Origin of the sequence: Gilvirhabdus luticola (assembly GCF_040117515.1) — a bacterium.
Classification (GTDB): Bacteria; Bacteroidota; Bacteroidia; order Flavobacteriales; family Flavobacteriaceae; genus Gilvirhabdus; species Gilvirhabdus luticola.
Window position 1 is genome coordinate 347,877 of record NZ_JBEEEN010000002.1, and the last position, 26,110, is coordinate 373,986.

Annotated in this window: 24 protein-coding genes; 11 read left to right on the forward strand and 13 right to left on the reverse strand. The window is 32.5% G+C overall.

Going from position 1 to position 26,110, the window contains the following annotated elements; all coding sequences use genetic code 11:
- Positions 1–40: 40 nt before the first annotated feature.
- The 4 genes from porK to AAFP94_RS06105 form a co-directional block, all read right to left on the reverse strand.
- The gene (porK, locus tag AAFP94_RS06090; protein ID WP_458256409.1) at positions 41–1,408 is read right to left on the reverse strand and encodes a T9SS ring complex lipoprotein PorK/GldK; all 1,368 of its coding nucleotides are present in this window, start codon (positions 1,406–1,408) and stop codon (positions 41–43) included.
- A gap of 164 nt (positions 1,409–1,572) precedes the next feature.
- Positions 1,573–2,739: a formimidoylglutamase gene (locus AAFP94_RS06095; protein WP_316661632.1), complete on the reverse strand. Its 1,167-nt coding sequence runs from the start codon at positions 2,737–2,739 to the stop codon at positions 1,573–1,575.
- A gap of 3 nt (positions 2,740–2,742) precedes the next feature.
- Positions 2,743–5,217, reverse strand: a complete 2,475-nt coding sequence (topA, locus tag AAFP94_RS06100; protein ID WP_316661634.1) for a type I DNA topoisomerase — start codon at positions 5,215–5,217, stop codon at positions 2,743–2,745.
- Positions 5,218–5,356: 139 nt separating this feature from the next.
- Positions 5,357–6,124 carry a hypothetical protein gene (locus tag AAFP94_RS06105; protein ID WP_316661635.1) on the reverse strand — a complete coding sequence of 256 codons (768 nt, stop codon included), beginning with the start codon at positions 6,122–6,124 and terminating at the stop codon, positions 5,357–5,359.
- Between the two features lie 148 nt (positions 6,125–6,272).
- Here AAFP94_RS06105 and miaB point away from each other — a divergent pair, with 148 nt between their 5' ends.
- The 7 genes from miaB (at position 6,273) to groL (ending at position 12,910) form a co-directional block, all read left to right on the forward strand.
- Positions 6,273–7,718, forward strand: a complete 1,446-nt coding sequence (gene miaB, locus AAFP94_RS06110; RefSeq protein WP_316661637.1) for a tRNA (N6-isopentenyl adenosine(37)-C2)-methylthiotransferase MiaB — start codon at positions 6,273–6,275, stop codon at positions 7,716–7,718.
- Positions 7,719–7,720: 2 nt separating this feature from the next.
- Positions 7,721–8,980, forward strand: coding sequence for a sigma-54 interaction domain-containing protein (locus tag AAFP94_RS06115; RefSeq protein WP_316661639.1), 1,260 nt, complete (start codon positions 7,721–7,723; stop codon positions 8,978–8,980).
- 9 nt (positions 8,981–8,989) lie between these two features.
- On the forward strand, positions 8,990–9,490 hold the full coding sequence (locus tag AAFP94_RS06120; protein ID WP_316661640.1) for an LptE family protein: 501 nt from the start codon (positions 8,990–8,992) through the stop codon (positions 9,488–9,490).
- 3 nt (positions 9,491–9,493) lie between these two features.
- Entirely contained in the window at positions 9,494–10,444 is a 951-nt protein-coding gene (locus AAFP94_RS06125; protein ID WP_316661642.1) for a hypothetical protein, read from the forward strand.
- A 12-nt stretch (positions 10,445–10,456) separates the two neighbouring features.
- Positions 10,457–10,810: a preprotein translocase subunit SecG gene (gene secG / locus AAFP94_RS06130; RefSeq protein WP_316661644.1), complete on the forward strand. Its 354-nt coding sequence runs from the start codon at positions 10,457–10,459 to the stop codon at positions 10,808–10,810.
- A gap of 145 nt (positions 10,811–10,955) precedes the next feature.
- Positions 10,956–11,234 (forward strand): co-chaperone GroES, encoded by a 279-nt coding sequence (locus tag AAFP94_RS06135; protein ID WP_316661646.1) that lies wholly within the window; start codon positions 10,956–10,958, stop codon positions 11,232–11,234.
- Positions 11,235–11,278: 44 nt separating this feature from the next.
- The gene (gene groL / locus AAFP94_RS06140; RefSeq protein WP_316661648.1) at positions 11,279–12,910 is read left to right on the forward strand and encodes a chaperonin GroEL; all 1,632 of its coding nucleotides are present in this window, start codon (positions 11,279–11,281) and stop codon (positions 12,908–12,910) included.
- Between the two features lie 59 nt (positions 12,911–12,969).
- Here groL and AAFP94_RS06145 read toward each other — a convergent pair whose 3' ends face one another.
- Both AAFP94_RS06145 and AAFP94_RS06150 read right to left on the reverse strand, forming a co-directional pair.
- The gene (locus AAFP94_RS06145; RefSeq protein WP_316661650.1) at positions 12,970–13,197 is read right to left on the reverse strand and encodes a hypothetical protein; all 228 of its coding nucleotides are present in this window, start codon (positions 13,195–13,197) and stop codon (positions 12,970–12,972) included.
- Positions 13,198–13,729: 532 nt separating this feature from the next.
- Positions 13,730–14,497, reverse strand: a complete 768-nt coding sequence (locus AAFP94_RS06150) for a hypothetical protein (RefSeq protein ID WP_316661651.1) — start codon at positions 14,495–14,497, stop codon at positions 13,730–13,732.
- 201 nt (positions 14,498–14,698) lie between these two features.
- Between AAFP94_RS06150 and AAFP94_RS06155 the strand changes: the two genes are divergently transcribed.
- On the forward strand, positions 14,699–15,355 hold the full coding sequence (locus AAFP94_RS06155) for a DUF6090 family protein (RefSeq protein ID WP_316661653.1): 657 nt from the start codon (positions 14,699–14,701) through the stop codon (positions 15,353–15,355).
- Positions 15,356–15,454: 99 nt separating this feature from the next.
- Positions 15,455–17,407 (forward strand): DNA primase, encoded by a 1,953-nt coding sequence (dnaG, locus tag AAFP94_RS06160; protein ID WP_316661654.1) that lies wholly within the window; start codon positions 15,455–15,457, stop codon positions 17,405–17,407.
- Here the strand turns inward: dnaG and AAFP94_RS06165 are convergent.
- Positions 17,402–18,028 carry a response regulator transcription factor gene (locus tag AAFP94_RS06165; RefSeq protein ID WP_316661655.1) on the reverse strand — a complete coding sequence of 209 codons (627 nt, stop codon included), beginning with the start codon at positions 18,026–18,028 and terminating at the stop codon, positions 17,402–17,404. The genes dnaG and AAFP94_RS06165 overlap by 6 nt on opposite strands.
- 107 nt (positions 18,029–18,135) lie before the next feature.
- The gene (gene nadE, locus AAFP94_RS06170) at positions 18,136–18,924 is read right to left on the reverse strand and encodes an NAD(+) synthase (protein ID WP_316661656.1); all 789 of its coding nucleotides are present in this window, start codon (positions 18,922–18,924) and stop codon (positions 18,136–18,138) included.
- A gap of 93 nt (positions 18,925–19,017) precedes the next feature.
- Between nadE and gldB the strand changes: the two genes are divergently transcribed.
- Entirely contained in the window at positions 19,018–19,980 is a 963-nt protein-coding gene (gene gldB / locus AAFP94_RS06175; protein WP_316661657.1) for a gliding motility lipoprotein GldB, read from the forward strand.
- Entirely contained in the window at positions 19,981–20,313 is a 333-nt protein-coding gene (gene gldC / locus AAFP94_RS06180) for a gliding motility protein GldC (protein ID WP_316661658.1), read from the forward strand.
- A gap of 5 nt (positions 20,314–20,318) precedes the next feature.
- On the opposite strand, the gene AAFP94_RS06185 is transcribed toward gldC, so the two are convergent.
- The 5 genes from AAFP94_RS06185 to AAFP94_RS06205 all read right to left on the reverse strand — a co-directional run bounded on the left by AAFP94_RS06185 (position 20,319) and on the right by AAFP94_RS06205 (position 25,944).
- Positions 20,319–21,263, reverse strand: coding sequence for an alpha/beta hydrolase family protein (locus AAFP94_RS06185; RefSeq protein ID WP_316661659.1), 945 nt, complete (start codon positions 21,261–21,263; stop codon positions 20,319–20,321).
- Between the two features lie 59 nt (positions 21,264–21,322).
- Positions 21,323–22,381, reverse strand: a complete 1,059-nt coding sequence (locus AAFP94_RS06190) for a formylglycine-generating enzyme family protein (RefSeq protein WP_316661660.1) — start codon at positions 22,379–22,381, stop codon at positions 21,323–21,325.
- A gap of 44 nt (positions 22,382–22,425) precedes the next feature.
- On the reverse strand, positions 22,426–23,472 hold the full coding sequence (locus AAFP94_RS06195) for an HAD family hydrolase (RefSeq protein ID WP_316661661.1): 1,047 nt from the start codon (positions 23,470–23,472) through the stop codon (positions 22,426–22,428).
- Between the two features lie 26 nt (positions 23,473–23,498).
- A complete protein-coding gene (locus AAFP94_RS06200) occupies positions 23,499–24,302 on the reverse strand; it encodes a hypothetical protein (RefSeq protein WP_316661662.1) in 804 nt (267 codons plus the stop codon).
- 73 nt (positions 24,303–24,375) lie between these two features.
- Entirely contained in the window at positions 24,376–25,944 is a 1,569-nt protein-coding gene (locus tag AAFP94_RS06205; protein WP_316661663.1) for an arylsulfatase, read from the reverse strand.
- Between the last annotated feature and the right edge of the window lie 166 nt (positions 25,945–26,110).

Sequence of the window (26,110 nt, forward strand, 5' to 3'; positions counted from 1 at the left end):
CTTAAGTAGGTTAATTAAATAGTTATTTGTTTATTTTAGTTTATTTATTTTTTGAATTTTTTGTTACATCTGTACCCATATAATCCTGTACAGTTCTAAATCCTATATAACTTCTTGCAGAATCTGCATATTCGTAGTCTCTCGTACTCACTTGTAAGAAATAAGCAACATCTTTCCATGATCCTCCTCTAACAACTTTTCTTTGATTGGTAAGATCGTTCAATACAGGATTTGCTGTTGAAACATACTCATAAGATGATGGATCATAAGATCCGTTTACCCATTCTGAAACATTACCAGCCATATTATATAAGTTATAATCGTTTGGCTCATAAGATTTTGCTTCTACAGTATATAATGCCTGATCTGCCGCGTAGTCTCCACGAACTGGTTTAAAATTAGCCATAAAGCATCCTCTGTCATTTTTAGCATATGGTCCACCCCAAGGGAAGGTTGCAGCTTGTAAACCTCCTCTAGCAGCATATTCCCATTCTGCTTCATTAGGTAATCTGAATGAATTTACAAATTGCTTATTAGCAGATTTTTGAAATGCATTTTTGTTTAATGTTCTCCATTGGCAAAAAGCTTTTGCTTGTTTCCAGGAAACTCCAACTACAGGATAATCTCCATATGCATCATGCCAAAAATAATCGTTATGCATTGGTTCGTTGTAGGAGTATGAGAAATCCCTAATCCATGTTGTGGTGTCTGGATATACTTCGATCTCTTCTTTTACTAAAACATCCTTACGAGTTAAATTTCTGTTTTTTGCAGCTTTTTGAATATCCATATAGGTATATTGAAACTTAAACTTCTTAACATCCCAAGTTCTTTGGCCATTATAAGAAAGCTCAATTGGCAAATACATGGTATCCATAACCTCTGCATAATATTCATCAGGATATTCATTCACATCAAAGATGATATCAACATCCTTATTTAATTTTCTTCCTTCATAACCCGTTGGACCTAATCCAACATAGTTATCATACATGTATTTTTCATACACAGTCATGTTTTCTGGATCAGCATCTACAAAAGCAAACTGACCTATACCAGCTTCATCACCAGGAGCAGCTCCTACTTCATCAGCAAGTATTGCAAGTTTAGTCCTTATTGTTGAATCTCTAACCCAATTAACAAACTGACGATACTCGCTATTTGTTATTTCAGTTTCATCCATATAAAAGGCTCTCACAGTAACCGTTTTTGCAGGTGCATCATTTATACCCGCAAGATCGTCATCTGCTTTACCCATAATAAATGCTCCTCCAGGTACGAGTTCCATACCATAAGGTTTTTCAGGATGCCATTTTTTTCCTTTAACTCCGACTAGCTCGCCTCTATCTTTAGAACCACAACTAGCGACTAAAATTAAAATTCCGGTTAATATTAAAAACTTCTTCATATCCATATAAAACTCAAGGTTAATTAATTAAGCTTAAAATTTGAGAGCGTAAACATATTTATATATTTTTTAAAAAACAACTATTTTGATAAAAAATTTACGTTTCATCGTAAAAAATATGCATTTCATCGATGATTTTGTCATTTTTACCTATACTTTTCTTACTACACACTATTCTTCTGAAAAGCTTTATACCAACGTTCTGGAATAGTATTATTACAGGCGTTTACATAGTCTTGATGCATACAGGGTAATAACGTATGCTTCTTTAATTTATTATTAACTTTCGATAAAAAGGGGATTTCTATCCACCAACGACCAGTTTTAACACTTTTGTAAAAGATTAGTTCTTGGGAGTCGACTAAAGTAATGAATTTTTGGTAATGATTTTCATTATTAAAATCATCATCTTTAACTCTAAAATTTACTCCTTCTATAAAGTACCAAATAATTTGTGCAACTAGCATAGAAGTATTATCATCTTTTTTAGATGGTTTATACTCATATATGCCAAAAGAAGACACCTTGTTACTTATTCCAGCATAACGAGCAATAGCACATATTTCTTTACCATCAAATCCATTGGGTGAATGCTTTTGATTTTGACTTACTTCAGATGCTTTTACAGAATTTAAGTCAATACTTACAATGTTAGCATCTCGCATAACTGGTTCGACTAACGTAATGTCTTTAGAAATTTCTCCTAATCTATAAGATTCAAAATAGAGTTTCTCTATTAAATCTATTTCTTCTTGTGGATTGAAATAGGTTTGATATCCTATAATTGAATAGTTAAATAAATTATATGGTTGGTCTAAAATAATCTTTCCAATGAAACTATTGTTTTTAATTGGCTTGGACGAATCTCCGAGATCAAATTTACTATCTACATTAACAATATTAACCATTGGCATTACAGAATCGTAAGCTCTATAATTCGCATAAGTTATATCTTGGCTTCCTCCTAAAATTATAGGAATAATATTTTTTGTCAATAAAATACTTAAAATTGTTTTTAATGCGAAAAAGGTGTCTTCAGTTGAATCTCCTTTGTTAATGTCTCCTAAATCGGCTATTTCTGTTCTCCAACTACCAGGAAATAGAGAGTAGAATGTTTTTCTTATTTCATCCAAACTAAAATCCTCACCTAAATAATTAATGTCATTCCTGTTTTCCAGAACACCAATTATAGCTATTTGCACATCGTCAAGATCTGGAATCCCATTTTGAAGAGAATGAATTTTTAATTTTCTGCCCAGAGCTTGTTTAGCCTGCAATTGAATATGAGCTAAAACTGAATCTGAAACAGGTGATAGAAAATTAAAATTCATATACTATTTCTTTTTTGAAGCCTTTTTCTTTTTAGGAGCATTCTTTTCTATAAGTTCCTTAACTTTTTCTAGGGTTAATTTAGATGCATCTACTTTTTTGTCTAACTCTATTTTTGTTTTTCCTTTTATAATATGGTGTCTTCCCCAGCGCGCTTTTTCTACTCTAATACCTTCATCTTCCCAACTGTGCACTAATTTATCTTTTTCTTTTTGAATTTTATCTTCAATTAATGTTATGATATCGTTATCTGATAAATTATCCCAATCGTATTTTTTACTTACATTAATAAACATGTTATTCCACTTTATAAATGGGCCAAAACGTCCTTTACCTTTTTGAACTGGTAATCCTTGATATTTATATATAGGAGCATCAGCTTCTTTTTTCTCTTTGATCAATTCAATTGCATCTTCTAGCTCAACACTTAATGGATTAACACCAGTAGGTAGTGATACAAATTTTTTCCCATATTTAACATAAGGTCCAAATCTACCATTATTGACCTCAACAGATTCTCCTTCGTACTTTCCTAATTGTTTTGGAAGTTCAAAAAGACCTAATGCCTCTTCGAATGTAATGGTATTTAGTTGCTGGTCTGGTGAAAGGCTTGCAAATATTGGTTTTTCTTCTTCTTCTGCTACTCCAATTTGTACCATTGGCCCAAATTTACCCAATCTAACGCTTACCTGTCTTCCTGTTTTTGGATCTGTTCCTAAAACCCGCTCTCCTGATTCTCTGTCGGCATTTTCTTGCACATGTTCAACTTGTGGATGAAAATCGTTGTAAAATTCTTTCATCATTTTAGTCCAATCTACCTTTCCATCTGCAATGTCGTCAAAATCTTCTTCAACTTTAGCAGTAAAATTATAATCTAAAATATGCTCAAAATGAGTAACAAGAAAGTCGGTAACAATCATACCAATATCTGTAGGAACTAATTTTCCTTTATCAGAACCCACTTTTTCTGAAAGCTTTTCTTCTTTTACTGATCCATTTGTTAAAGTTAATTTTGAATATTTTCTTTTCTCACCTTCAACAGTCCCTTTTTCAACATAGTTTCTGTTTTGAATAGTTGAAATGGTTGGAGCATAAGTAGAAGGACGACCAATACCTAATTCTTCTAACTTTTTTACAAGAGACGCTTCTGTATATCTATATGGTGCACGTGTATATCTTTCTGTAGCAGTAATATAATTATTATGAAGCATTTCGTTAACTTTTAATTCAGGTAACATTCCTTCCTGTTCTATGTCTTCATCATCTGTACCTTCAAGATATACCTTTAAAAATCCATCAAATTTTATGACTTCTCCATTTGCAATAAAACTCTCATTATGGTTTGATGCATCTATTTTTACATTTGTTCTTTCTAATTCAGCTTCACTCATTTGAGATGCAATAGATCTTTTCCAAATCAACTCATATAAACGATCTTGATCTCGATCAACATTAACTGAATGCCGCGAAAAATCTGTTGGTCTAATAGCTTCGTGAGCTTCTTGGGCACCTTTAGATTTACCTTTAAAATTTCTCGATTTACTATACGTTTTTCCAAAAGCACTTTCAATAGCTGTTTTTGCACCTTTACGCGCTTCATCAGACAAATTTACACTGTCTGTTCTCATATAAGTTATTAGTCCAGCTTCATAAAGTCGTTGAGCATTTGTCATTGTTCTACTAACCGAAAAACTTAATTTTCTTGATGCTTCCTGCTGTAGCGTCGATGTTGTAAACGGTGCTGCAGGAGATTTTTTTACAGGTTTCTTTTCTAATTCACCAACCTTAAAACTTGAAGAAATGTTTGAGTTTAAAAATTGTTGAGCTTCAGATTTTAAAGAAAAGTTTTTAGCCAATTTAGCTTTGAAAGACTGACCTTCTTCATTTGAAAATTCTGCATCAATTCTATAAAAAGCTTCTGGTGAAAAATCTTGAATTTCTCTTTCTCTTTCTACAATTAGTCTTACTGAAACGGATTGAACACGTCCTGCAGATAATCCGCCTTTTACTTTACGCCAAAGCACAGGAGACAATTCATAACCAACTATTCTATCTAATACTCGACGGGCTTGTTGGGCATCTACAAGATCGTAATCAATTCCTCTTGGGTTTTCAATGGCTTTTTGTATAGCTGATTTAGTGATTTCATGAAAAACAATTCTCTTTGTTTTCTCTTTATCCAATTTTAAAGTTTCTGCAAGATGCCAAGCTATAGCTTCTCCTTCTCTATCTTCATCACTTGCCAACCATACCATATCGGCTTTTTTGGCCAAATCCTTTAGCTTTTTGACAACATCTCTTTTATCTCTTGAGACCAAATATTTAGGCTTGAAATCACCTTCTACATTAACACCTAGTTCTTTTGATGGCAAATCTGCAATATGCCCAAAACTAGACTCTACTTTAAAATCTTTACCTAGAAATTTTTCAATAGTTTTTGCCTTGGCAGGCGACTCAACTATAACTAAATTCTTTGCCATAAATGCTTTTTTTCAAGTTGCAAAGGTATATGAAAAATAATTTAAGTGCCTAATTTAATAAGCATCGATATATAAATTATTAAAAAAAATAAGAAAGCCTGAAAAAATCAGGCTTTATATTATGAATGATAAAATATAGTTATTCTGTTATTTCTAAATCACTATAAATATCAAAACCAACTACTTCTTTATATATTAAATAAAATGGTAAATAAATAAATGGCGATAAAAATATAGATCCAATACCACATGTAACAAAGCTTAATACCATAACAAGCAAATACAATACTATGAATAATCCAAAAGACAATAGCCATTTTTTGGTTCCAAGTTTGAAACTCGCTTTTACAATATCCATTGTTGGCATGCTAGTATTAAATGTGTAAATAACTATAAAATATGACATTGGAATAAATGCATAAATTAAAGGTAAAAAGCACAATAAAGCAGCTATTAAAGCAACAATAAAAGTTGCGATCATTAACACTGTAACACCGCCAAAATATTTACTTTTTAAAAAATGAAATAAATCAGAAGCTTTTACTTCTATACCATGGTCAATATTCTTGATAATTCTAAAAAAACCAGCTTGAAGTGCCAATTGAATAACTGCCACAGCAAGAATACCAACAATAAAAATCAAAAGATAAAGACCCGAAAGACCCGCAAAAATCTCACTATAAATCTCCGAATCCGATAGTCCAGTTTCAGATTGCGCAATCATAGCCATTATAAAAGGCACATAAAAGATTATAAAAAAGGGAATCATTAGAACTAAAAGAAAAAGCTGAAATAAAAATCCATATAACCAACTTTTCTTAAATAATTCAACAGAACTATTAAAAAGATTACCAAAATCTAAAGGATTTGCATTTTCAATTTTAGCAAGTATTTCTTGTAAAGTCATTTTCTTCTTTTAAATGGTTAGTGTTCAAAAGTAACCATTTAGTTACACTTTTTTTTGAAAAAATTAACACTCTGACACTTTGTCATAAATTTCAAAATAATCGTATCTTTGCACACTTATTGACTGATTAATGTCTTTCAGTAGATTTATGGAAAAAATTATAGACGAAAATAAACAAGGCGAAAGCTTAATTTTAGAAGCAAAAGAAGGTAACTCAAGAAAACTTTTTATTGAAAGTTATGGATGCCAAATGAATTTTAGCGATAGTGAGATAGTAGCTTCTATATTGGCTAATGAAGGTTTTGATACAACTCAAAATCTTGAAGATGCTGATCTGGTTTTGGTGAACACCTGTTCCATTAGAGATAAAGCCGAACAAACTGTTCGTAAACGCCTTGAAAAATATAATGCCGTAAAGCGTATCAACCCAAAAATGAAAGTTGGTGTTTTGGGTTGTATGGCAGAACGCTTGAAAAGCAAATTTCTTGAAGAAGAAAAGATAGTTGATCTTGTTGTTGGGCCAGATGCATATAAAGACTTACCAAATCTTATTGCCGAAGTTGACGACGGCAGAAATGCTGTAAATGTCATCCTTTCAAAAGAAGAGACCTATGGAGATATTTCGCCTGTAAGATTAAATAGTAATGGTGTTACAGCTTTTGTTTCGATAACTCGTGGCTGTGATAATATGTGTACATTTTGTGTTGTACCATTTACAAGAGGCCGTGAGAGAAGTCGCGATCCACAAAGTATCATTGAAGAAGTTAATGACCTTTGGAATAAAGGCTTTAAAGAAATCACCCTTCTTGGACAGAATGTAGATAGCTACCTATGGTATGGTGGTGGACTGAAAAAAGATTTTGAAAAAGCCAGTGATATGCAAAAGGCAACTGCAGTAAATTTTGCAAAACTTTTAGAACTTTGCGCTACAGCACAACCTAAAATGCGCATTCGTTTTTCAACATCCAATCCACAGGATATGACTTTGGATGTTATAGAGACTATGGCAAAGTATCAAAATATATGTGATTATATTCATTTACCTGTGCAAAGTGGAAGCAATAGAATTTTAAAAGAAATGAATCGTCAACATACAAGGGAAGAATATTTTGAATTGATTGATAATATTCGTCATATTCTCCCGGATTGTGCAATTTCTCAAGATATGATTTCAGGATTCCCAACAGAAACTGAAGAAGACCATCAAGATACATTAAGCTTAATGGAATATGTGAAATATGAATTCGGATTTATGTTTGCTTATTCCGAAAGACCTGGAACACTTGCAGAACGTAAAATGGAAGATGACATTCCTAATGATGTAAAGAAAAGAAGACTAAACGAAATCATTCAACTGCAACAAAAGCATAGTTTATACAGAACACAACAACATTTAGGTAAAGTTGAAGAGGTTTTAATAGAAAAAGAATCAAAAAAATCTGACAAACATTGGTCAGGTAGAAATACACAAAACACAGTTGTTGTTTTTCCAAAAGAGAATTATAAAGTCGGTGATTTCGTCAATGTAAAAATTAATGATTGTACTACAGCTACACTTATTGGTGAAGCTGTTGGATATTCAGATAATAATTAATTATGGAATCAATTCAAGCTATAAAACAACGATTTGGAATTATTGGAAACGATCCAAAACTTAATCGTGCCATAGAAAAAGCCATTCAGGTTGCTCCAACAGATATTTCGGTGTTGGTTACTGGAGAAAGCGGTGTTGGTAAAGAGAGCATTCCTAAAATTATACATCAGCTTTCTCATAGAAAACATGGTAAATACATTGCTGTAAACTGTGGCGCCATCCCAGAAGGAACCATAGACAGTGAGTTGTTTGGGCATGAAAAAGGGTCATTTACTGGTGCAACACAAACACGTTCTGGTTATTTTGAAGTTGCCGATGGCGGTACCATTTTTCTTGATGAGGTTGGTGAGCTACCTTTAACTACTCAAGTACGTTTGCTTCGTGTTCTTGAAAATGGTGAATTTATAAAAGTTGGAAGTAGTAAAGTCCAAAAGACCAATGTTCGTATTGTGGCGGCAACCAACATTAATATGTTTGACGCCATTAACAAAGAAAAATTCAGGGAAGATCTCTATTATCGTTTAAGCACAGTAGATATACATATTCCTCCACTTCGAGAACGTAAAGAAGATATTCATTTACTATTTAGGAAATTTGCAAGCGATTTTGCATTAAAGTATAAAATGCCAACCATTAAATTAACAGATGATGCGGTAGACATTCTTTTAAAACACAGATGGAGTGGAAACATCAGGCAATTACGTAATGTAGCTGAACAAATTTCTGTTTTAGAACAAAATAGAACTATAACACCTGACGTTTTAAAAGCATACCTGCCAATGTCAGGCAGTAATTTACCTGCTGTAATTAGCAAGTCAAAATCTGAAAGCGATTTTAGTAGTGAAAGAGAAATCTTGTATAAGGTCTTGTTTGATATGAAAAGTGATTTAAACGATCTTAAAAAACTCACTATGGAGTTAATGAAAAGTGGTAATACACGTGAGGTTGAAAAAGACAATGAACACCTAATTCAAAAAATATATGGTAAAAATGATAAATCGCATTATGATGAGCAGAATGATGTTGAAGTTATTTCAATTCCAGAACATAACATAAGTGAACATCAAGCTAGTGCCACTCAAGATAAATACCATTTTGCTGAAGAAATTGAAGAAGAAGAAACATTATCATTACATGATAAAGAATTAGAACTAATAAAAAAATCTTTGGAGCGTCATAATGGCAAACGCAAATTAGCTGCTGCCGAACTAGGTATAAGTGAACGTACACTCTACAGAAAAATTAAACAATTCGATCTTTAAAACTTAAAAATGAAATTATTTAAATTCGTTTTATTATTTATAAGTTCACTTGCAATTTTAGGCTGTGGAGCATACTCTTTTACTGGAATTGATACTGATGCAAAAACTTTTCAGGTGAATTATTTTCAAAATAATGCCCTATTGATAGAGCCTGGCTTGGATCGGGATTTTACAAATGCCCTTACCGATTTAATACTGAATCAAACCAATTTAAGCCTAGTAAAATCTAGTGGAGATTTAATTTACGAAGGTGAAATCACTACTTATAGAATTTCGCCAACAACTGCAACAGCAAACAATACAGCTGCCCAAAACAAATTAACCATAGCCGTCAATGTTCGTTTCTATGATACCCGTGATGAAGAGAATGATTTTGAACAAACATTTTCTTTTTTCTATGATTATCCTGGTGAGGCACAACTTATTGGTAGTCAAAAAGACTCAGCACACGAAGAGATTTTTGAACGCTTAACCCAAGATATTATTAATGCATCACTTGCCAATTGGTAATCAATGAACAAAACAGATTTCATATCCCTTTTGCAGAATCCAGTTACTATACAGCAGGAGCAAACCGAAAATTTAAAATCTGTTATTGACGAATTTCCATATTTTCAATCAGCAAGAGCCATATACCTTAAAGGTTTAAAAAATTCTGAAAGCTATAAGTACAATCAAGAATTAAAAGTAACTGCTGCATATACTGCTGACAGAAGCATTCTTTTCGATTTTATTACTTCTGAAGAATTTACACAAAATGAAATTTCAGAATTCATTAAACAAAACACAGAACATCTAAAAGATATTGATGTTACTGTTGAAGAGGTAAGTGTTTATAAAAGTTTAAAAATTGATGAGGCGCTCCAAAATCAAATAAAAGACGCTGAAAAAATATTAGACCCATCATTATTTCAACCTAAAATAACACCTTCCAGAATTGCAAATTTTGAGCTGGATAAAGATCAAGATATTGAAAATGCTGGTGAAGAAGAAAACATTTCCACGGAAGAATCTTCTTTTGACATTTTAAACCTTGGGAAGCCACTACAATTTCATAGAAGTGAATTACACTCTTTTAATGAATGGTTAAAACTTACGAGTTTTAAACCCATAGAACGAGAAGAAAATAATATAGAAAAGGTTAAGAATGTTGAAGCTTCAACAGATAAATCTGAAGCTTCGAAGAATTTGGGTAAAAGAAAGAAATTTGAACTTATTGATAAATTCATATCAAAAAATCCTAAAATAGATCCTTCAAAAGAATCTAATGTAAAGCATAATATTGCAAAGGAACAAATGATTCAACCCGAGAGCTTAATGACAGAGACTTTGGCAAGAATTTATGTAGAACAAAAAAACTATAAAAAAGCTATTCAATCTTACAAGATTTTAAGTTTGAAATATCCAGAAAAAAGTGGTTTCTTTGCAGACCAAATTAAAGCAATTAAAAAATTACCAGAATAATAATAAAGAATAATGAATACGTTTACCATATTTTTAGCATTAATAGTTGTTGTAGCATTTCTATTGGTTATAGTCATTATGGTTCAAAACCCTAAAGGTGGTGGCTTGTCATCTTCTTTTGGCGGTGGTGGAACACAACAACTAGGCGGCGTGAAAAAGACGACCGACTTTTTAGATAAAAGTACATGGACATTAGCAACGCTAATGCTTGTACTTATTTTGTTGTCTAATGTTGCAATCAACAAAGGTGGTGCTAGTTCAGAATCTAAAGTTTTAGATCCTGATGCTACTACTACAGCACAACCATTACCTAATGTGCCTGCTCAAACTGACAATACAACAGCTACAGACTCAACTGCAAACTAATTTAATGCAGAAAACCATATACAAAATGCCAGCTATTTTAGTTGGCTTTTTTGTTTTCTGAAACTTTGTCAGTCAAAAGGAGTTGGCATAATTTTCGAACAACGCTAAAGCATTAATTATAAAACTAATTTAAAAATATAACAACATGAGTAAAGTAAACATCAAACCACTTGCAGATCGTGTACTAGTAGAACCACTTCCTGCAGAAACCCAAACAGCTTCTGGACTTTTTATTCCAGATTCGGCACAAGAAAAACAACATAAAGGTACAGTTGTAGCTGTAGGGACAGGTAAAAAAGATGAACCACTTACTGTAAAAGTTGGAGACCAAGTACTCTACGGAAAATATTCAGGTTCAGAAATTTCTTTAGATGGTAAGGATTATTTAATGATGCGAGAAGAAGACATCATGGCAATAATCTAATACTAACTTAAACTTTAATTAATTCAAAAAATCATTCATTAAAAATGGCAAAAGATATAAAATTTGATATAGAAGCACGCGACGGTTTAAAGCGTGGTGTTGATGCATTGGCAAATGCAGTAAAAGTAACATTAGGTCCAAAAGGAAGAAACGTAATTATTAGCAAATCTTTCGGTGCACCTCAAGTCACAAAAGATGGTGTAACTGTAGCTAAAGAAGTAGAGCTAGAGGATGCACTAGAGAACATGGGAGCACAAATGGTAAAAGAAGTAGCTTCAAAAACCAACGATTTGGCTGGAGATGGTACCACAACAGCAACCGTTTTAGCCCAAGCTATTGTAAAAGAAGGTTTAAAAAATGTAGCTGCAGGTGCAAATCCAATGGATCTAAAACGTGGTATAGATAAGGCTGTTGAGGCTATTGTATCGGACTTGGCAAAACAAAGTAAACAAGTTGGAAACTCTTCAGAAAAAATTAAACAAGTTGCATCTATTTCTGCTAATAATGACGATGTAATTGGTGATCTTATTGCAAATGCATTTAATAAAGTTGGTAAAGAAGGTGTCATTACTGTAGAAGAAGCCAAAGGAACAGATACTTATGTAGATGTTGTAGAAGGTATGCAATTTGATAGAGGTTATTTATCTCCTTACTTTGTAACTGATAGTGAAAAAATGATTGCCGATTTAGAAAATCCTTACATCTTATTGTATGATAAAAAAGTGTCTACAATGAAAGATTTACTTCCTATTCTTGAGCCAGTTGCTCAATCTGGAAAACCTCTTTTAATTGTTGCAGAAGATGTAGATGGGGAAGCATTGGCAACTTTGGTAGTGAACAAATTACGTGGTGCACTTAAAATTGCAGCTGTTAAAGCACCTGGTTTTGGAGACAGACGTAAAGCGATGCTTGAAGATATCGCTATCTTAACTGGTGGAACCGTTGTTTCTGAAGAAAGAGGATTTACTTTAGAGAATACTACTATTGATATGCTTGGAACTGCAGAACGTATAACCATTGATAAAGACAACACTACTGTGGTAAATGGTGCTGGTGAAAAAGGTTTAATCAAAAACAGAGTGAACCAGATCAAATCGCAAATTGAAACTACTACAAGCGATTACGATAAAGAAAAACTTCAAGAGCGTTTAGCTAAATTAGCTGGTGGTGTTGCAGTATTGTATGTTGGTGCTGCAAGTGAAGTTGAAATGAAAGAAAAGAAAGATCGTGTTGATGATGCATTACATGCAACTCGTGCTGCGGTTGAAGAAGGTATTGTTGCTGGTGGTGGTGTTGCATTTATAAGAGCAAAACCAATTTTAGAAAAACTTACAACAGAAAACCTTGATGAGGTAACAGGAATTCAAATTGTGGCTCGTGCTATCGAATCACCATTACGTACTATTGTTGAAAATGCGGGTGGTGAAGGTAGCGTAGTTGTAGCTAAAGTCATGGATGGCAAAGGAGATTTTGGTTTTGATGCCAAATCTGAAACCTATGTGCAAATGCTAAAAGCGGGAATTATAGATCCGACTAAAGTAACACGTATTGCATTAGAAAATGCAGCGTCTGTTGCTGGCATGATTCTAACCACTGAATGTGCTTTGGTAGATATTAAAGAAGATGCTCCTGCTATGCCTCCAATGGGTGGCGGCGGAATGCCAGGTATGATGTAAATTAATAATCACAATAAAAAAAGCCCACATTATTAATGTGGGCTTTTTTTATTATAATATTATTTTTGTGGTTTGTAAATAGCTCCTGTTGCAAAATCAACAATTGCTCCAGGCCAAAAAAGAACAATGTCAGCTATAAGGGCCACAACTCTTACATTTCTTTGTGGTTCACCATCAGCAGGTTTTGTTTTTTGATACTGTGTTACTTTACCGCCAAATATTGTAGCACAATTTGTTAGCATTAATGTCATTAATAAGACGGCCAAAAATTTTGAGAATTTTTTCATGTGAATTAATAAGTTAGTTAATAGGATATATATAAGAACAAAGAACGATAATTTTAATGATAAGAACAAATTTATTTTTATTATTGAAAAATATAAAACCACCTTAAGAAGGTGGTTTTTTCTGAATTAAAGTTTATCGAAATAAACCATACACAAGTTACTTCTTCTTTGCAGGAGTCTGTGGAGTCTTTTTTACCACTTGTTTAGGTAAAGCCGACTTACTTTTTGACTTTGATTGTCCCATAATATTATAAATTTAAGAACACTATAAATGTAAGTAGAAAACGAACTCGTTATCATTCCTTTGGCTAAAATTTAACTAAAATTCTATATGATTCTGTAAACAAATTTGTTTTAGTGAAATGACAATAGTTTAGCATAAAAGTTGACAAATAAGTCACAGACTGAAAAACCCAACCTGAAATTTGATTTAGCAATTATTTTGTATAGAACTTCCTTTGGTAATCTTCTTGGATATGAGAATCTATTTTCTCCCTCATAATTAGACTATTATAATTGAATTGCTATATAATTAATAAGCTATTGTAAGCATAGAAGTACATAAAATTAATTTGGTAATTGCATCTAATCCAGGTTTTAGCCATATAGAATGTTCATCATCAAAAGTAACGGCGCCTAATGATATTCCATTTTCTAAAAATTCATAAAAAATTGTTCTTTCGGTAATATCATTATTTACATTAATATTTTTGTTACTATCCAAGTTGGTTCTGATTATTTGTATAAATCGTTCACAATATTTGAGACTGCCAACTTCTACAAATAAAAAAGATTTCTCGTTTATAACTTCTAGATTTAAATCCCATTTATTGCTTGAATCTCCATTGGTAGTAATGAAGCCCTTTATTTTCTTTGGAAAAAAGACCATACTTTGAATTTCTTCGGCCTCTATGCCAACATTTAATACTCTGTTTAATAAGATGTCTTCTTTAATAACAGTTTCATCTTTTTGAACAGTTTTTACTTGTAAAGTAGAAGAATTTTTGTCAGGGTCTGATAATTTAATTGAGATATTTTGTTTCGTTTTTGAATAATGAACCCCTTTCTTTCTATCCGTTTCAGTTGAGGTGATGCCTTCTTTAATTTTGGCAACGCCATAATTCTCGAAAATAACTTTTGATTTATTAAACCAATACGTTCTTGGAAAGATTAAATTTAGTTTTTCTGAATTAATGGGTAGTGGTTCAATTATTTTTATAGAGTCTTGTGCAAAGATCACAGTAGTTATGAATACTAGTATTAAACTACAAGTTGTTTTTAAAGCAGCTACAATTTTCATATTTCACCTTTAATTAGCAGTAAGTCAAAGCAATACCAAACCAATCATAATTTTAAGACTTATGAGACATAGTAAAACGAAGTTCGACTATTTTTAGTATAAAGTAAAATTTGTAAACTATATTCATTTTAAAAAACAATGAAAAACCTGCAGATAGGTAATAAAATATTTTATAGATTTAAGGAACATATCCTATTCAATATGAAAAAAATAGACTGGCAATATACCTTTGGGGAAATACTCATTGTCATTATTGGTATTAGTATAGCATTTAGTTTAAATAAATGCTCTGAAAACTCGAAAAACGAAGATCAAAGAAAACTGTATCTAACAAGCATTAAAAATGACGTTGAGGCAGATAAGCTTACTCTGGAAGACAATGTAAAAACACTTGAAGATAAAATTAAAATCACAAACGAAATTCTACCTAAACTCAACACAAATTCACCAGACAAAATGAGTATTACTGGAAACATATTTAATATTGTTTCATTAGTAAATTTTACTCCAAACGACAATACTTATCAAGCACTTGTAAATTCTGGAGACTTTAAACTCATTGATGACTTTGAGTTAAAAACTGCAATTGAAAAACATTATGCTACCTACGAAATCATGGCTCAAAGCTATGAACGATTAGAAAACATACAGAAAAAATATGTCGGTGATTATTTTATATACCATATGGATTATGACGCTTTTCAAAAAGGAGAGTTTGGTTTTAAAGATGAAAAACTATTGAAAAATATCATTTTAAGTATGCGTGGCGCCTTTGATATTAAACTTAAAGCAACAAAAAATGGTATTGCAAGTTGTGATAGTTTGACTTCTGTATTGAATAAAAAGTTGGCGCCATAAACAAAAAATTGAAACTGGCTTTCATTTCAAAAGTCATTAGTTTATATTACTTTTACAAACCTGTCGTTCAAACCAAAATTCAATAAATATTTATAGCATTTGATATCCAAAAACACCATAGACCAAGTATTTGAAACTGTTCGCGTAGAAGAGGTTATTGGTGATTTCGTTCAACTCAAAAAAGCTGGAAGTAATTTTAAGGGATTAAGTCCTTTTAGTGACGAGCGCACCCCAAGTTTTATGGTCTCTCCTGTAAAACAAATTTGGAAAGATTTCTCCAGTGGTAAAGGTGGAAATGCTGTTGCATTTTTGATGGAACACGAACATTTTACCTATCCCGAAGCCATTAAATATCTGGCCAAAAAATACAATATTGAAATAGAGGAAACAGAGCAATCAGACGAACAAAAGCAAGAGGCAGATGCTCGTGAAAGCTTGTATTTGGTTAGTGAATATGCCAATAAATATTTTCAGAAGATATTACACAATACAAACCAAGGAAAATCTATTGGTTTAAGTTATTTTAAAGAGCGTGGTTTTACTGATGACATCATCAAAAAATTCGGATTAGGTTATTCTTTAGATGATTGGCAAGCATTTACTGATGAAGCCTTAAAAGATGGTTACAATATTGAATTTCTTGAAAAAACAGGATTGACCATTGTAAAGGAAGATAAGCGGTTTGACAGGTTCAAAGGTCGTGTTATGTTCCCAATACAAAGTATGAGTGGTCGAGTTTTAGGATTTGGTGGAAGAATTCTAACCAATACTAAAAAAGCTGCCAAATACTTAAATTCACCTGAAAGCGACATATACCATAAAAGCAAAGTATTGTATGGTATCTTTCATGCCAAACAAAGTATAGCAAAAGAAGATAACTGCTTTTTAGTAGAAGGTTACACAGATGTTATTCAGTTTTATCAAACAGGAATTAAAAATGTCGTTGCCTCTTCTGGAACTGCCTTAACACCAGAACAAATACGCCTTATAAATAGACTAACCAAAAACATTACGGTCTTATTTGATGGTGATTCAGCAGGAATTAGGGCCTCGTTACGAGGCATAGACCTTATTTTGGAACAAGGTATGAATGTTAAAGTTTGTATGTTTCCAGAAGGTGAAGATCCAGATAGTTTTGCTAAACAAAACACCTTTGAAGAATTGACTCTTTTTTTGGATGAAAATGCACAGGATTTTATTCAATTTAAAGCATCACTACTCGTTAAAGACTCAAAGAACGATCCTATCAAAAAAGCTGAAACCGTTAGAGATATAGTCAACAGCATTTCTAAAATTCCTGATCGGATCAAAAAGGAAATTTACATTCAGGAATGCTCTAAAATAATGGATATTAGTGAGGAAGTTCTGTTTAGCACTTTAGCTCAAATCAATAAAAAGGAATATCAAGACGCTAATAAAGCCTATAAAAAAGAGCAACAATCTTTTCAAGTCTTTAAAAATGAACACGCTGTCAAAAAAGTTAATATTCAATATGAACTTGAGCGAAAAATTATTGAAATCTTATTGCTTTATGGCAATAAAACCGAAGATTTTGAAGACCTAATTTTAAAAGAAACGGAAACCAATGAATTAGTTCTTGAGCCTGTAATACAGCAAGCTCAAGTATTCGAAAAAATTTATTTGGACCTTCAAGATGATGAAATGGAGTTTTCAAACCCAAAATTTAAAGAGCTGTATTACACCATAATTGATACCCTTAATCAAAACCCTGATTTTGCTCTGGAGTCTTTTGTAAATTCTGTTGACCAGAATATGGCTAACGAAATTACAAGTATTTTAATGGACGAGGAAAAGTATGCTTTACATAATTGGGAAAGCAAAAACATTTATCCAAAAGATAAATCTAAAAGTATCGCCCAGTTGGTTAGTGAAACTATTTTAAACTTACGTTGTTTTTTAATTGAACAGAAAGTAATCGATTTTCAAAAAGAAACCATGGAAAGTAAAGACAATAAAAATGTCTTGCAAGAAGTCAAAGACTATTCTAATTTAAAAATGCTTTTGTCCAGAAAATTAAACAGGGTATTATAATTCAAGAAGCTTTGCCTGTGTAATGAGATCTACAATATTATCCACATTCAATTTTTTCATAAGGCGTGTTTTGTAAGTACTTACGGTTTTTTCATTGATCTCTAACTCTTGAGCAATATCTTTATTTTTCTTCCCAATAGATAATAGCTTCAGGACTTCTACTTCTCTAGTTGACAATTTTTTATATGAAAGTCTTCTTCCTGTAGAACTATAACCTAATGCGCTACTATGTGCTAAATCATTACTTAAATAAATACCTCCTTCGGCAACTTTGGCAATAGCTTCTTTTAAAGTAATTACATTGGCCGTTTTACAGACATAACCTGAAGCTCCAGCTTTTATAATATTAATAGCATAAACAGCTTCTGGATGGGCACTAAAAATGATAACTTTTATATTAGGATATTCTACCTTAAGCCGTCTTAAAGCTGTAATACCATTAAGCTTTGGTAAATCTATTTCGCTCAAAATAATATCAACAGATTCCCTTCTTAAAAAATCGAAAATTGCTTCACCATTATCCAAAGTCCCAACTACCTTCATGTTTGCAGAAGTAACAAACAAAAGCTCTAACCCTTTCCTAATGATAGGGTGATGATCCACTACTAACAGTTTAATCATAACTTAGATGTTTTTTATTATATCATGGTTGGAGAGACAAGTAAACACCATAACTGATTAACCTACACTCGTAAATATACTAAATTTTGATGAGTATTTGATAGTGATTATCTTAAATAATTAGGGATTTCACAAACTGGTATAGGTATCATTTTGTGCTTATTCGCAGTATTAAAACGTTTATAAATGTTGAAAACCTCTTGTTTTCTTCCAGTAAAATCATCTTTAGTTTTACCCATATCATTCATTTTCATGGCCCATTCCAATTCTGGATAGGAAGCTCCAATTTGGTCTTCATCGGTTCTGTTGTCTCCCCAAAGGCCATCAGTTGGTGCAGCATCGATAATCTCTTGGTTGACGTTTAAATGTTTTGCTAACTCATAAACTTCCGATTTAAGTAAATCTGCTATCGGGCTTAAATCTACACCGCCATCACCATACTTGGTATAAAAACCAACACCAAAGTCTTCTACTTTGTTACCTGTTCCAGCAACCAAACACTTATTAAGTGCTGCAAAATAATAAAGTGTTGTCATTCGTAATCTTGCTCTTGTATTAGCCAAAGACATAAAACGCTCTTCTTCATTTTCTACTTTTGGTAAAGCATCTATTAAACTGTCGAATACAGGTGTTAAATTAACCTCTATCTTACTCACATTCGAGAAATTATTCTGAAGCCAACTTATATGGTTAAAAGCTCTACTTACTTGTGAAGGAGCTTGGTGAATGGGCATTTCAACACACAACAAGTCTAGGCCTGTTTTAGCACAAAGTGTAGATGTTAATGCAGAATCAATGCCTCCAGATACACCTATTACAAATCCATTAACCTTTGCGTTTACAGCATAATCTTTAAGCCAATTAACGATATAATCTATAATTTTTTCTGTCTGCATAATAACTTGAAATTAATATAAAGAATGGTAACTTTGTCAAACAAAAATAAACCAAACTAATAATTAATAAAAATTAACAACGTTTAAGTTTTAATGAAAAAATTATTATTTCTAGCGACTTTCCTAATTGTTCTTATTTCATGTAAAAAAGAAAATCAAATTGAAAAAGAAATTGCTAAAGTAGATATTAACATTTCTGTTGAGCGATTTGACAAGTTATTTTCGGAAGCTATGCCATCGGATTTACCTGACTTAAAACAGGCTTATCCATTTATGTTTTCAGAAAGGTATAGTGATTCTACTTGGATAGCAAGAATGAATGATACGTTACAAAAAGAATTGCATGAAGAAGTAAAGAAAGCGTTTTTAGATATTGAAAGTCTTGAAGATGAAATTCAAAAGTTTTATCAGCATTTAAAATATTATTTTCCAGAAACAAGAAGTCCAAGAATTATCACCTCAACTTCAGATATAGATTATAGAAATAAAATTATAGTAACAGATACTATCGTTTTAATTGCGCTTGACACCTATTTAGGAAATGACCATAGGTTTTATGAAGGTATTCAAAAGTATTTAACTCACAATTTTACAAGAGAGCAAATTGTTGTTGATCTATCAGAAGCTTATGGAGAAAAATATGTGTTTCAAACACAAAGAAAAACCTTACTTGATGAAATGATCTATACAGGTAAACTTTTGTATTTTAAAGATATCATGATTCCTTTTAAAAGTGATGCTGAAAAAATTGGATATACTCAAGAGCAATTAGATTGGGCAGAAGCTAATGAAAGTTATATCTGGAGATACTTTGTAGAACGTGAATTACTATACAGTACCGATTCTAAATTACCGAGTAGATTTATTAATCCTGCTCCTTTCTCTAAATTTTATTTAGTTGAAATAGATAACGAATCTCCCGGAAAAATAGGGCAATATATGGGTTGGCAAATTGTAAAAGCATACATGAATAATCATGATGCTTCGCTAAAAGAAATGCTTAATTCAAGTCCTGAAGATATTTTTAATAATTCAAAATTTAAACCAAACAAATAGATGACAATACACAAATCGAATATAGAATTAAATATAGAACTGGACGAAAACAGAGTGCCTGAAAAACTATTTTGGACAGCTCAAGATGGTGGCATTACAAACGAGGAAGCCAAGGCGATGTTGCTTTCGGTTTGGGATAGTAAATCGAAAGAAACTTTACGAATAGATTTGTGGACTAAAGATATGCCTGTAGACGAAATGAAGATGTTTTTTCATCAGACTTTGGTTGCCATGAGTGATACTTTCAACAAAGCTACCCAAGACGAAAAAATGACGGCTACAATGAAAGATTTTTGTGATTACTTTGCTGAAAAATTAGAACTAAAAAAATAAAATATCTACTCCTGGTATTCTTGCCAATAGTTACCAAACAATTCATCTGTTAACCATGTAGCCTCTTCAGGATTATCTGGATAATTGCTAAATAAAAAAATCTCTTTTGTTTCATTATTTCCTAACCAGCCAGAATTTTCTGGAATATCATTTAATTCATTTGTTCCATTAGAAACTCTTAAATCTAAAACAGCCGAAAAAAACTTCTTGGCTAAAAAATTAGAAGCATCAAGACTGCTAAAATGTTCAGCACCAGGTTCTATGGCATAACCCCAAACACCACCTATTGTTCTGTTCGTATTAACCACATTAATCATCCGTTCTCCTCTTGTAGGAGCATCATTTTCACCTATAAGCATTAATCCAGGTACATGCTTGTTTTCAGGCGTATCTACAGAAATGCCACCACCTCTAATATTTACAAAGGCTACAACTCTTTCTGGTTTCCAATGAGAAAAATTATAACTAAAAACGCCACCTGCCGAAAATCCTCGCATAATAAAAGGTAAATTGTAGACTTCAGGAATATTATTTCGACTTGTAATAGAATCTAGTGCAATTAATAGCGCATTTCCACTACCTCCAACAGGGTTTGTATAGCTACCACCTTTAAAGCTAACTCCAATCAGACCGATGTTTTCTTCATTGGCATAATCTTGCCAACCCTGATTATTTTCAAAACCCAAGGCACTGGTGTTAGCTCCATGAAGTAAAATTAACAGCGCTCTTAAATCGGTTACATCGTCAGGAACCCATAATCCAAATTGGGCAACTTCAAAATTGTCATAAGGTTCAGGATTAACACTATAAGCCCAATCGTTTAAAAACTCACCAGATAATTGTGGTTCTGTAGGTAGTTGAGATGAAGGTTTAGGTTCTTCAAAATCAACAATGTTACAAGAGAATAATAAAAACATCTGTAAGAGTAAAGAAACTCTTAATATATGCATAGCTTTAGTTTTTCAAATAAAGATACAAAATTGGTATTAGAAAATATTAAATTAATCTGTTACTCAATGTTTCTAACACACCTGAATCCTAAATGATTTTGGCCAGAATCTATTGATGTTGCCATCCTTGAAGTTGATCTGTAATTAGAACAGTATTGTATACTACATAAAAAAGAACCACCTTTTATTACACGTTTTTGAGTAACATAAGGATCGTTAGGATCATAACTATTATCTGGTCCTTTTGGGTTAATACAGAGTTTTGATGCATTAACCAAATACAGTTTTTTGGTATCTGGTCTATACCAATCACTAGTCCATTCCCAGACATTGCCAATCATATCATATAACCCATAGGTATTATGAGGAAATGATTTTACAGGTGCAGACGTCTCAAAACCATCGGCTTGAGAATTGTTATGTGGAAAATCCCCTTGAAAGAAATTAGCTAAATACGTATTTTGTGGTGTTAATTCATCTCCCCATGCAAATTCTGAATAATTACCTTTTCCTCTTGAAGCAAATTCCCATTCTGCTTCTGTGGGTAATCTTTTTCCGGCCCAATTTGCATAAGCAACGGCATCTTCATAAGCAATCTGAACTACAGGATGATTATCTTTTCCTTCAATATTAGAATCTGGTCCTTGAGGATGTTTCCAGTCGGCGCCATTTACCCATTGCCACCATTGGCTATAATCATTTAAGTCAACCGCATGATTAGGAGGTGAAAACACTAAAGAACCTGGCGCTAAAATAGAATCATGAGGTTTAGGCGTACCAGGCGGTAAATCTAACTTTATTTGCTCCCAATCTACTGGACGTTCTGCAACCGTTACATAGCCTGTTTCTTTTACAAACTTTTTAAATTGAGCATTTGTTACTTCTGTTTCATCCATAAAAAATGGATCGACTTTCACTTGTATTTCTGGACCTTCATCATTCTCTGCATAATCTGCATCACTTCCCATTATAAAAACACCACCTGGAATATATACCATACCTTTTGGTGCTTCTATATTCAAATCAGCATTATCAATTTTTACTTGGTTTTCAGTTTTTTTACAACTAAAAAATATTAAAAATACGAATAGGGTACTTATTCTTATTGAATGCTTCATAAAGATTTGCGGTTAAAAAAGAGTTTTGTAAAGGTACTTTATAATTATTCTAGTTCAAACGGAAAAATCACTTTCCAGTCGTTTTTCATGTCAATAACAGTCCAGCTTTTTTCCATAGCTTCATCCAACCCTTTGTCAAAACGTCCTATATGAGAATCTCTGTCATAGGCCCATTCGCGTTCGCCATCTGTATGATGCACATACAATTGAAATGATTTATAGGCGTTAGAATCTGCCCATTGCATCATTTGCAAATCACCATCAGAATTACCAGAAGCAAAGACAGGTTTTTTTCCAATTATTTTTTGGATATTTAAAGGCTTCCCTTCTTTATCATCAATAAAATCTAGTTCTGGTAAACGTCTAATTACTGGATTTCCATCATTATAATCGTATTCTGTTTTAATTCTACTACCAATTATCTGTTCTTTAGGAATACCATATACTTCAGTTACAAAAGCTCTCATAAAATCGACGCCACCGGCTGAAACAATATATGTTTTAAAATCATTGGCTCTTAAATATTGTAATAATTCTAGCATAGGTTGATACACCAACTCATCGTATCCTACATTCTTTGTTGGGTGTTTTGTATTCTTAACCCAATCTTTTACGATACTATCAAAGTCATCTGTTGTTATTCCAGCATGTGAAGCCATGACTATTTCACAAATCCCTTTCATGCCAGATTGCATTAATGTTTTCATATCGTTTTCTAATACTGCTTTATATGGTTGCTTATCTTTCCATTCTGGATGATTAGCAGCCAACACTTTTACTCTATCAATAGCAAAGAATAACTGGAAATAAGCGGGTTGTTCAGCCAATAAGTTACCATCGTTGTCAAATGTGGCAATTCGGTCTGTAATAGGAATAAAATTTGTACTAGTTGTATTTGTAACGTCCTCTACATATGATATAATTGCAGATTTACTTTGGCTTTCATTCCATGATGGTAAAGGATCTACTAGTTCTTGAACCTCTGAACTATTTGACTCAACATTTTTTGATTCTACATTTTCCTTACATCCTGTAGAAAAAACTAGAAGAAATATAATTAATAGAATACTTAATTGTTTTTGATTTTTCATTTTCAAAATTTTTATCATTCACACATTTATTTTGGAAATAAGAGAATAATATTTGCTCTAATTCCCCAAGTTGGATTAAATGGGTTGTTCCCATAATACACCTTTGGACCAGCGCCTATTTGTACCATTTGTTTACCAAATGAAGTTACTTTATTATAATATGCTCCAATAAATCCGCCAAAAATATCATTATCCCAGCTTTGGGTGTTTTCTGAAGATATCGTAATTGAAGCACCACTTTTAGAAGCATAGGTAAGGAAAGGTTGGAAAAATGTTGCATTAATGTCGGTATTACCATTTCCGGCATAAGACCACATGTGATTTACCAAACCGCCATAAGTCCATTGCCCTTTTATTTTTAGTAAAAGCGCATTAGGTCCAGCAGCCCATTTGTTTAAACCCAAAACATCGTCGGTTGCTGTTGGAAGTAATAATACTGGACCAACACCCCAAACAAGTCCATTTTTGGCCTCTTTAGGTGAAAAATAAATGCTTTGTGCAATATCGCCCAACCCAGTTTCATTGTTACCTTTTTCCGTAACATCACTTTGAGTGATTATTGGAATGATTGTTCTACTAATCATATTCCATTTTTCATTAATAGAAATAGGGATTACTGGTTGAACATTCAAATTATATCTAAACCCATCTAGTGGCCCAACATTAAAATCAAAATTATTTTGAAATGGTACGCTAATTAATGCAGCAACTGGATTAGCCAATTGTTTTGCCAATTCTTCAGCTGAAGATGATTTTGTTGTTTCTTCTGTTTGTGCAAATAAATTATTTATAACAAACAAAAAAATTAAGATTATTGTTTTTCTAAACATAAATGATGACTATACAAAGCTTTTTAATAAATATAGGGCAGAGATAACTCTGCCCTATATATTGTAAATATTATTAATTACTTTTGGAAACCATTTCTTCAATTTGCTTTTCTACTTTACTTAAGCTCCAATCACCAGCTGTTTGACTAGGAGGATAATCTTTAAATGTTGAAAGGAAATTAAATGCGTAACCTTGAATAGCTATTAGAATATAAGCTCTATCGATGTACCAATCATAATAAGTATTAGAGCCTTCATAAGCCTTTTCAAAAGGATCACGACGTAAATTTGTTAATAAAGGTGCTCTTAATTCAACAAAAGGTTCTAACCAAATTTGTAACTGTCTAGCTCTATTTTCTAAAAATGTTGCTTTCCAATCTCCATATCTTAAAGCAGCAATTGAACCCGCATCATTAACATAAATAAATCCTTCCCTTGGAGATTCTTTAACTTTTCCTGTTAAGTAATCTAATTGATTATAACCATCTATATGATTTTTATAAGTTCTACCATTTAAAGTAGTGCCTTTACGTAATCGCTCTTTTACAGTAGTGTCTCCTGCAATTGCAGCAAAAGTAGGCAACCAATCTTCGTGAGAAACTATACCATTTAGAGTTACATTTTCAGGGAAATGACCTGGCCATTTTATAAAAGCAGGCACACGGTATGCTCCTTCCCAATTACTATTTTTCTCTCCATGAAAAGGTGTAGTTCCAGCATCTGGCCAAGTATTATAATGAGGTCCATTATCTGTTGAATACATTACAACAGTATTATCAGCAATTCCTAACTCTTCTAAATAATCTAATAATTGACCTACATGCATATCGTGCTCAATCATACCATCTGTATATTCATCATTTCCAGGGTGACGTCTGTCTTCTTTTACATGGGTTCTAAAGTGCATACGCGTTCCATTCCACCATGTAAAAAATGGCTTACCTGCATCAACTTGCTTTTTTATAAATTCTTTGGTAGCAGCAATACTTTCATCGTCAATTGATTCCATTCTTTTTTTAGTTAATGGTCCTGTATCTTCAATTCTTTGACCACCTTTACCATCTGCCCAACTATGAATTACACCTCTCGGTCCAAATTTATCTTTAAATGTTGTGCCATCTTTTAGAACCATATCACCTGGATAATCAAAATTTTCTGGTTCCTCTTCCGCGTTTAAATGATATAAATTTCCAAAAAACTCATCAAAACCATGCATTGTTGGTAAATGTTCATCTAAATCACCTTGATGATTTTTACCAAACTGTCCTGTAGCATAACCTTGAGATTTCATTACAGTCGCCATTGTAACATCCGTTTTTTGCCAACCTTCTTTGGCTCCTGGCATTCCAACTTTAGTCATCCCAGAACGAACAGGCACTGAACCACTAATAAATGCTGCTCGCCCAGCAGTACAACTTTGCTGTGCATAATAATCTGTAAAGCCTACTCCTTCTTTAGCAATACGGTCAATGTTTGGCGTTTGGTAGCCCATCATGCCACGATTATTATGGCTGATGTTCCAGGTTCCAATATCGTCACCCCAAATAACTAGGATGTTTGGTTTGTCTTGTGCTGATGCCATGAATGGAATAAGGCAAACAAGAAAAAATAAATGTTTAAGCTGTGCTAAATTTTTCTTCATAATTTTAATTTAAAAAAGTTAAATGTTAATGGATTAATACTATTTGCTATTTGAAATTCTTAATTTGAGTCAAAAAGTTTATAATATTTGTGGATAAAAAATTTTGAATTAAGCCTACAAAATATATAAAATAGTTGATTCTAATACCCTTTTTTGTTTAGTTTTT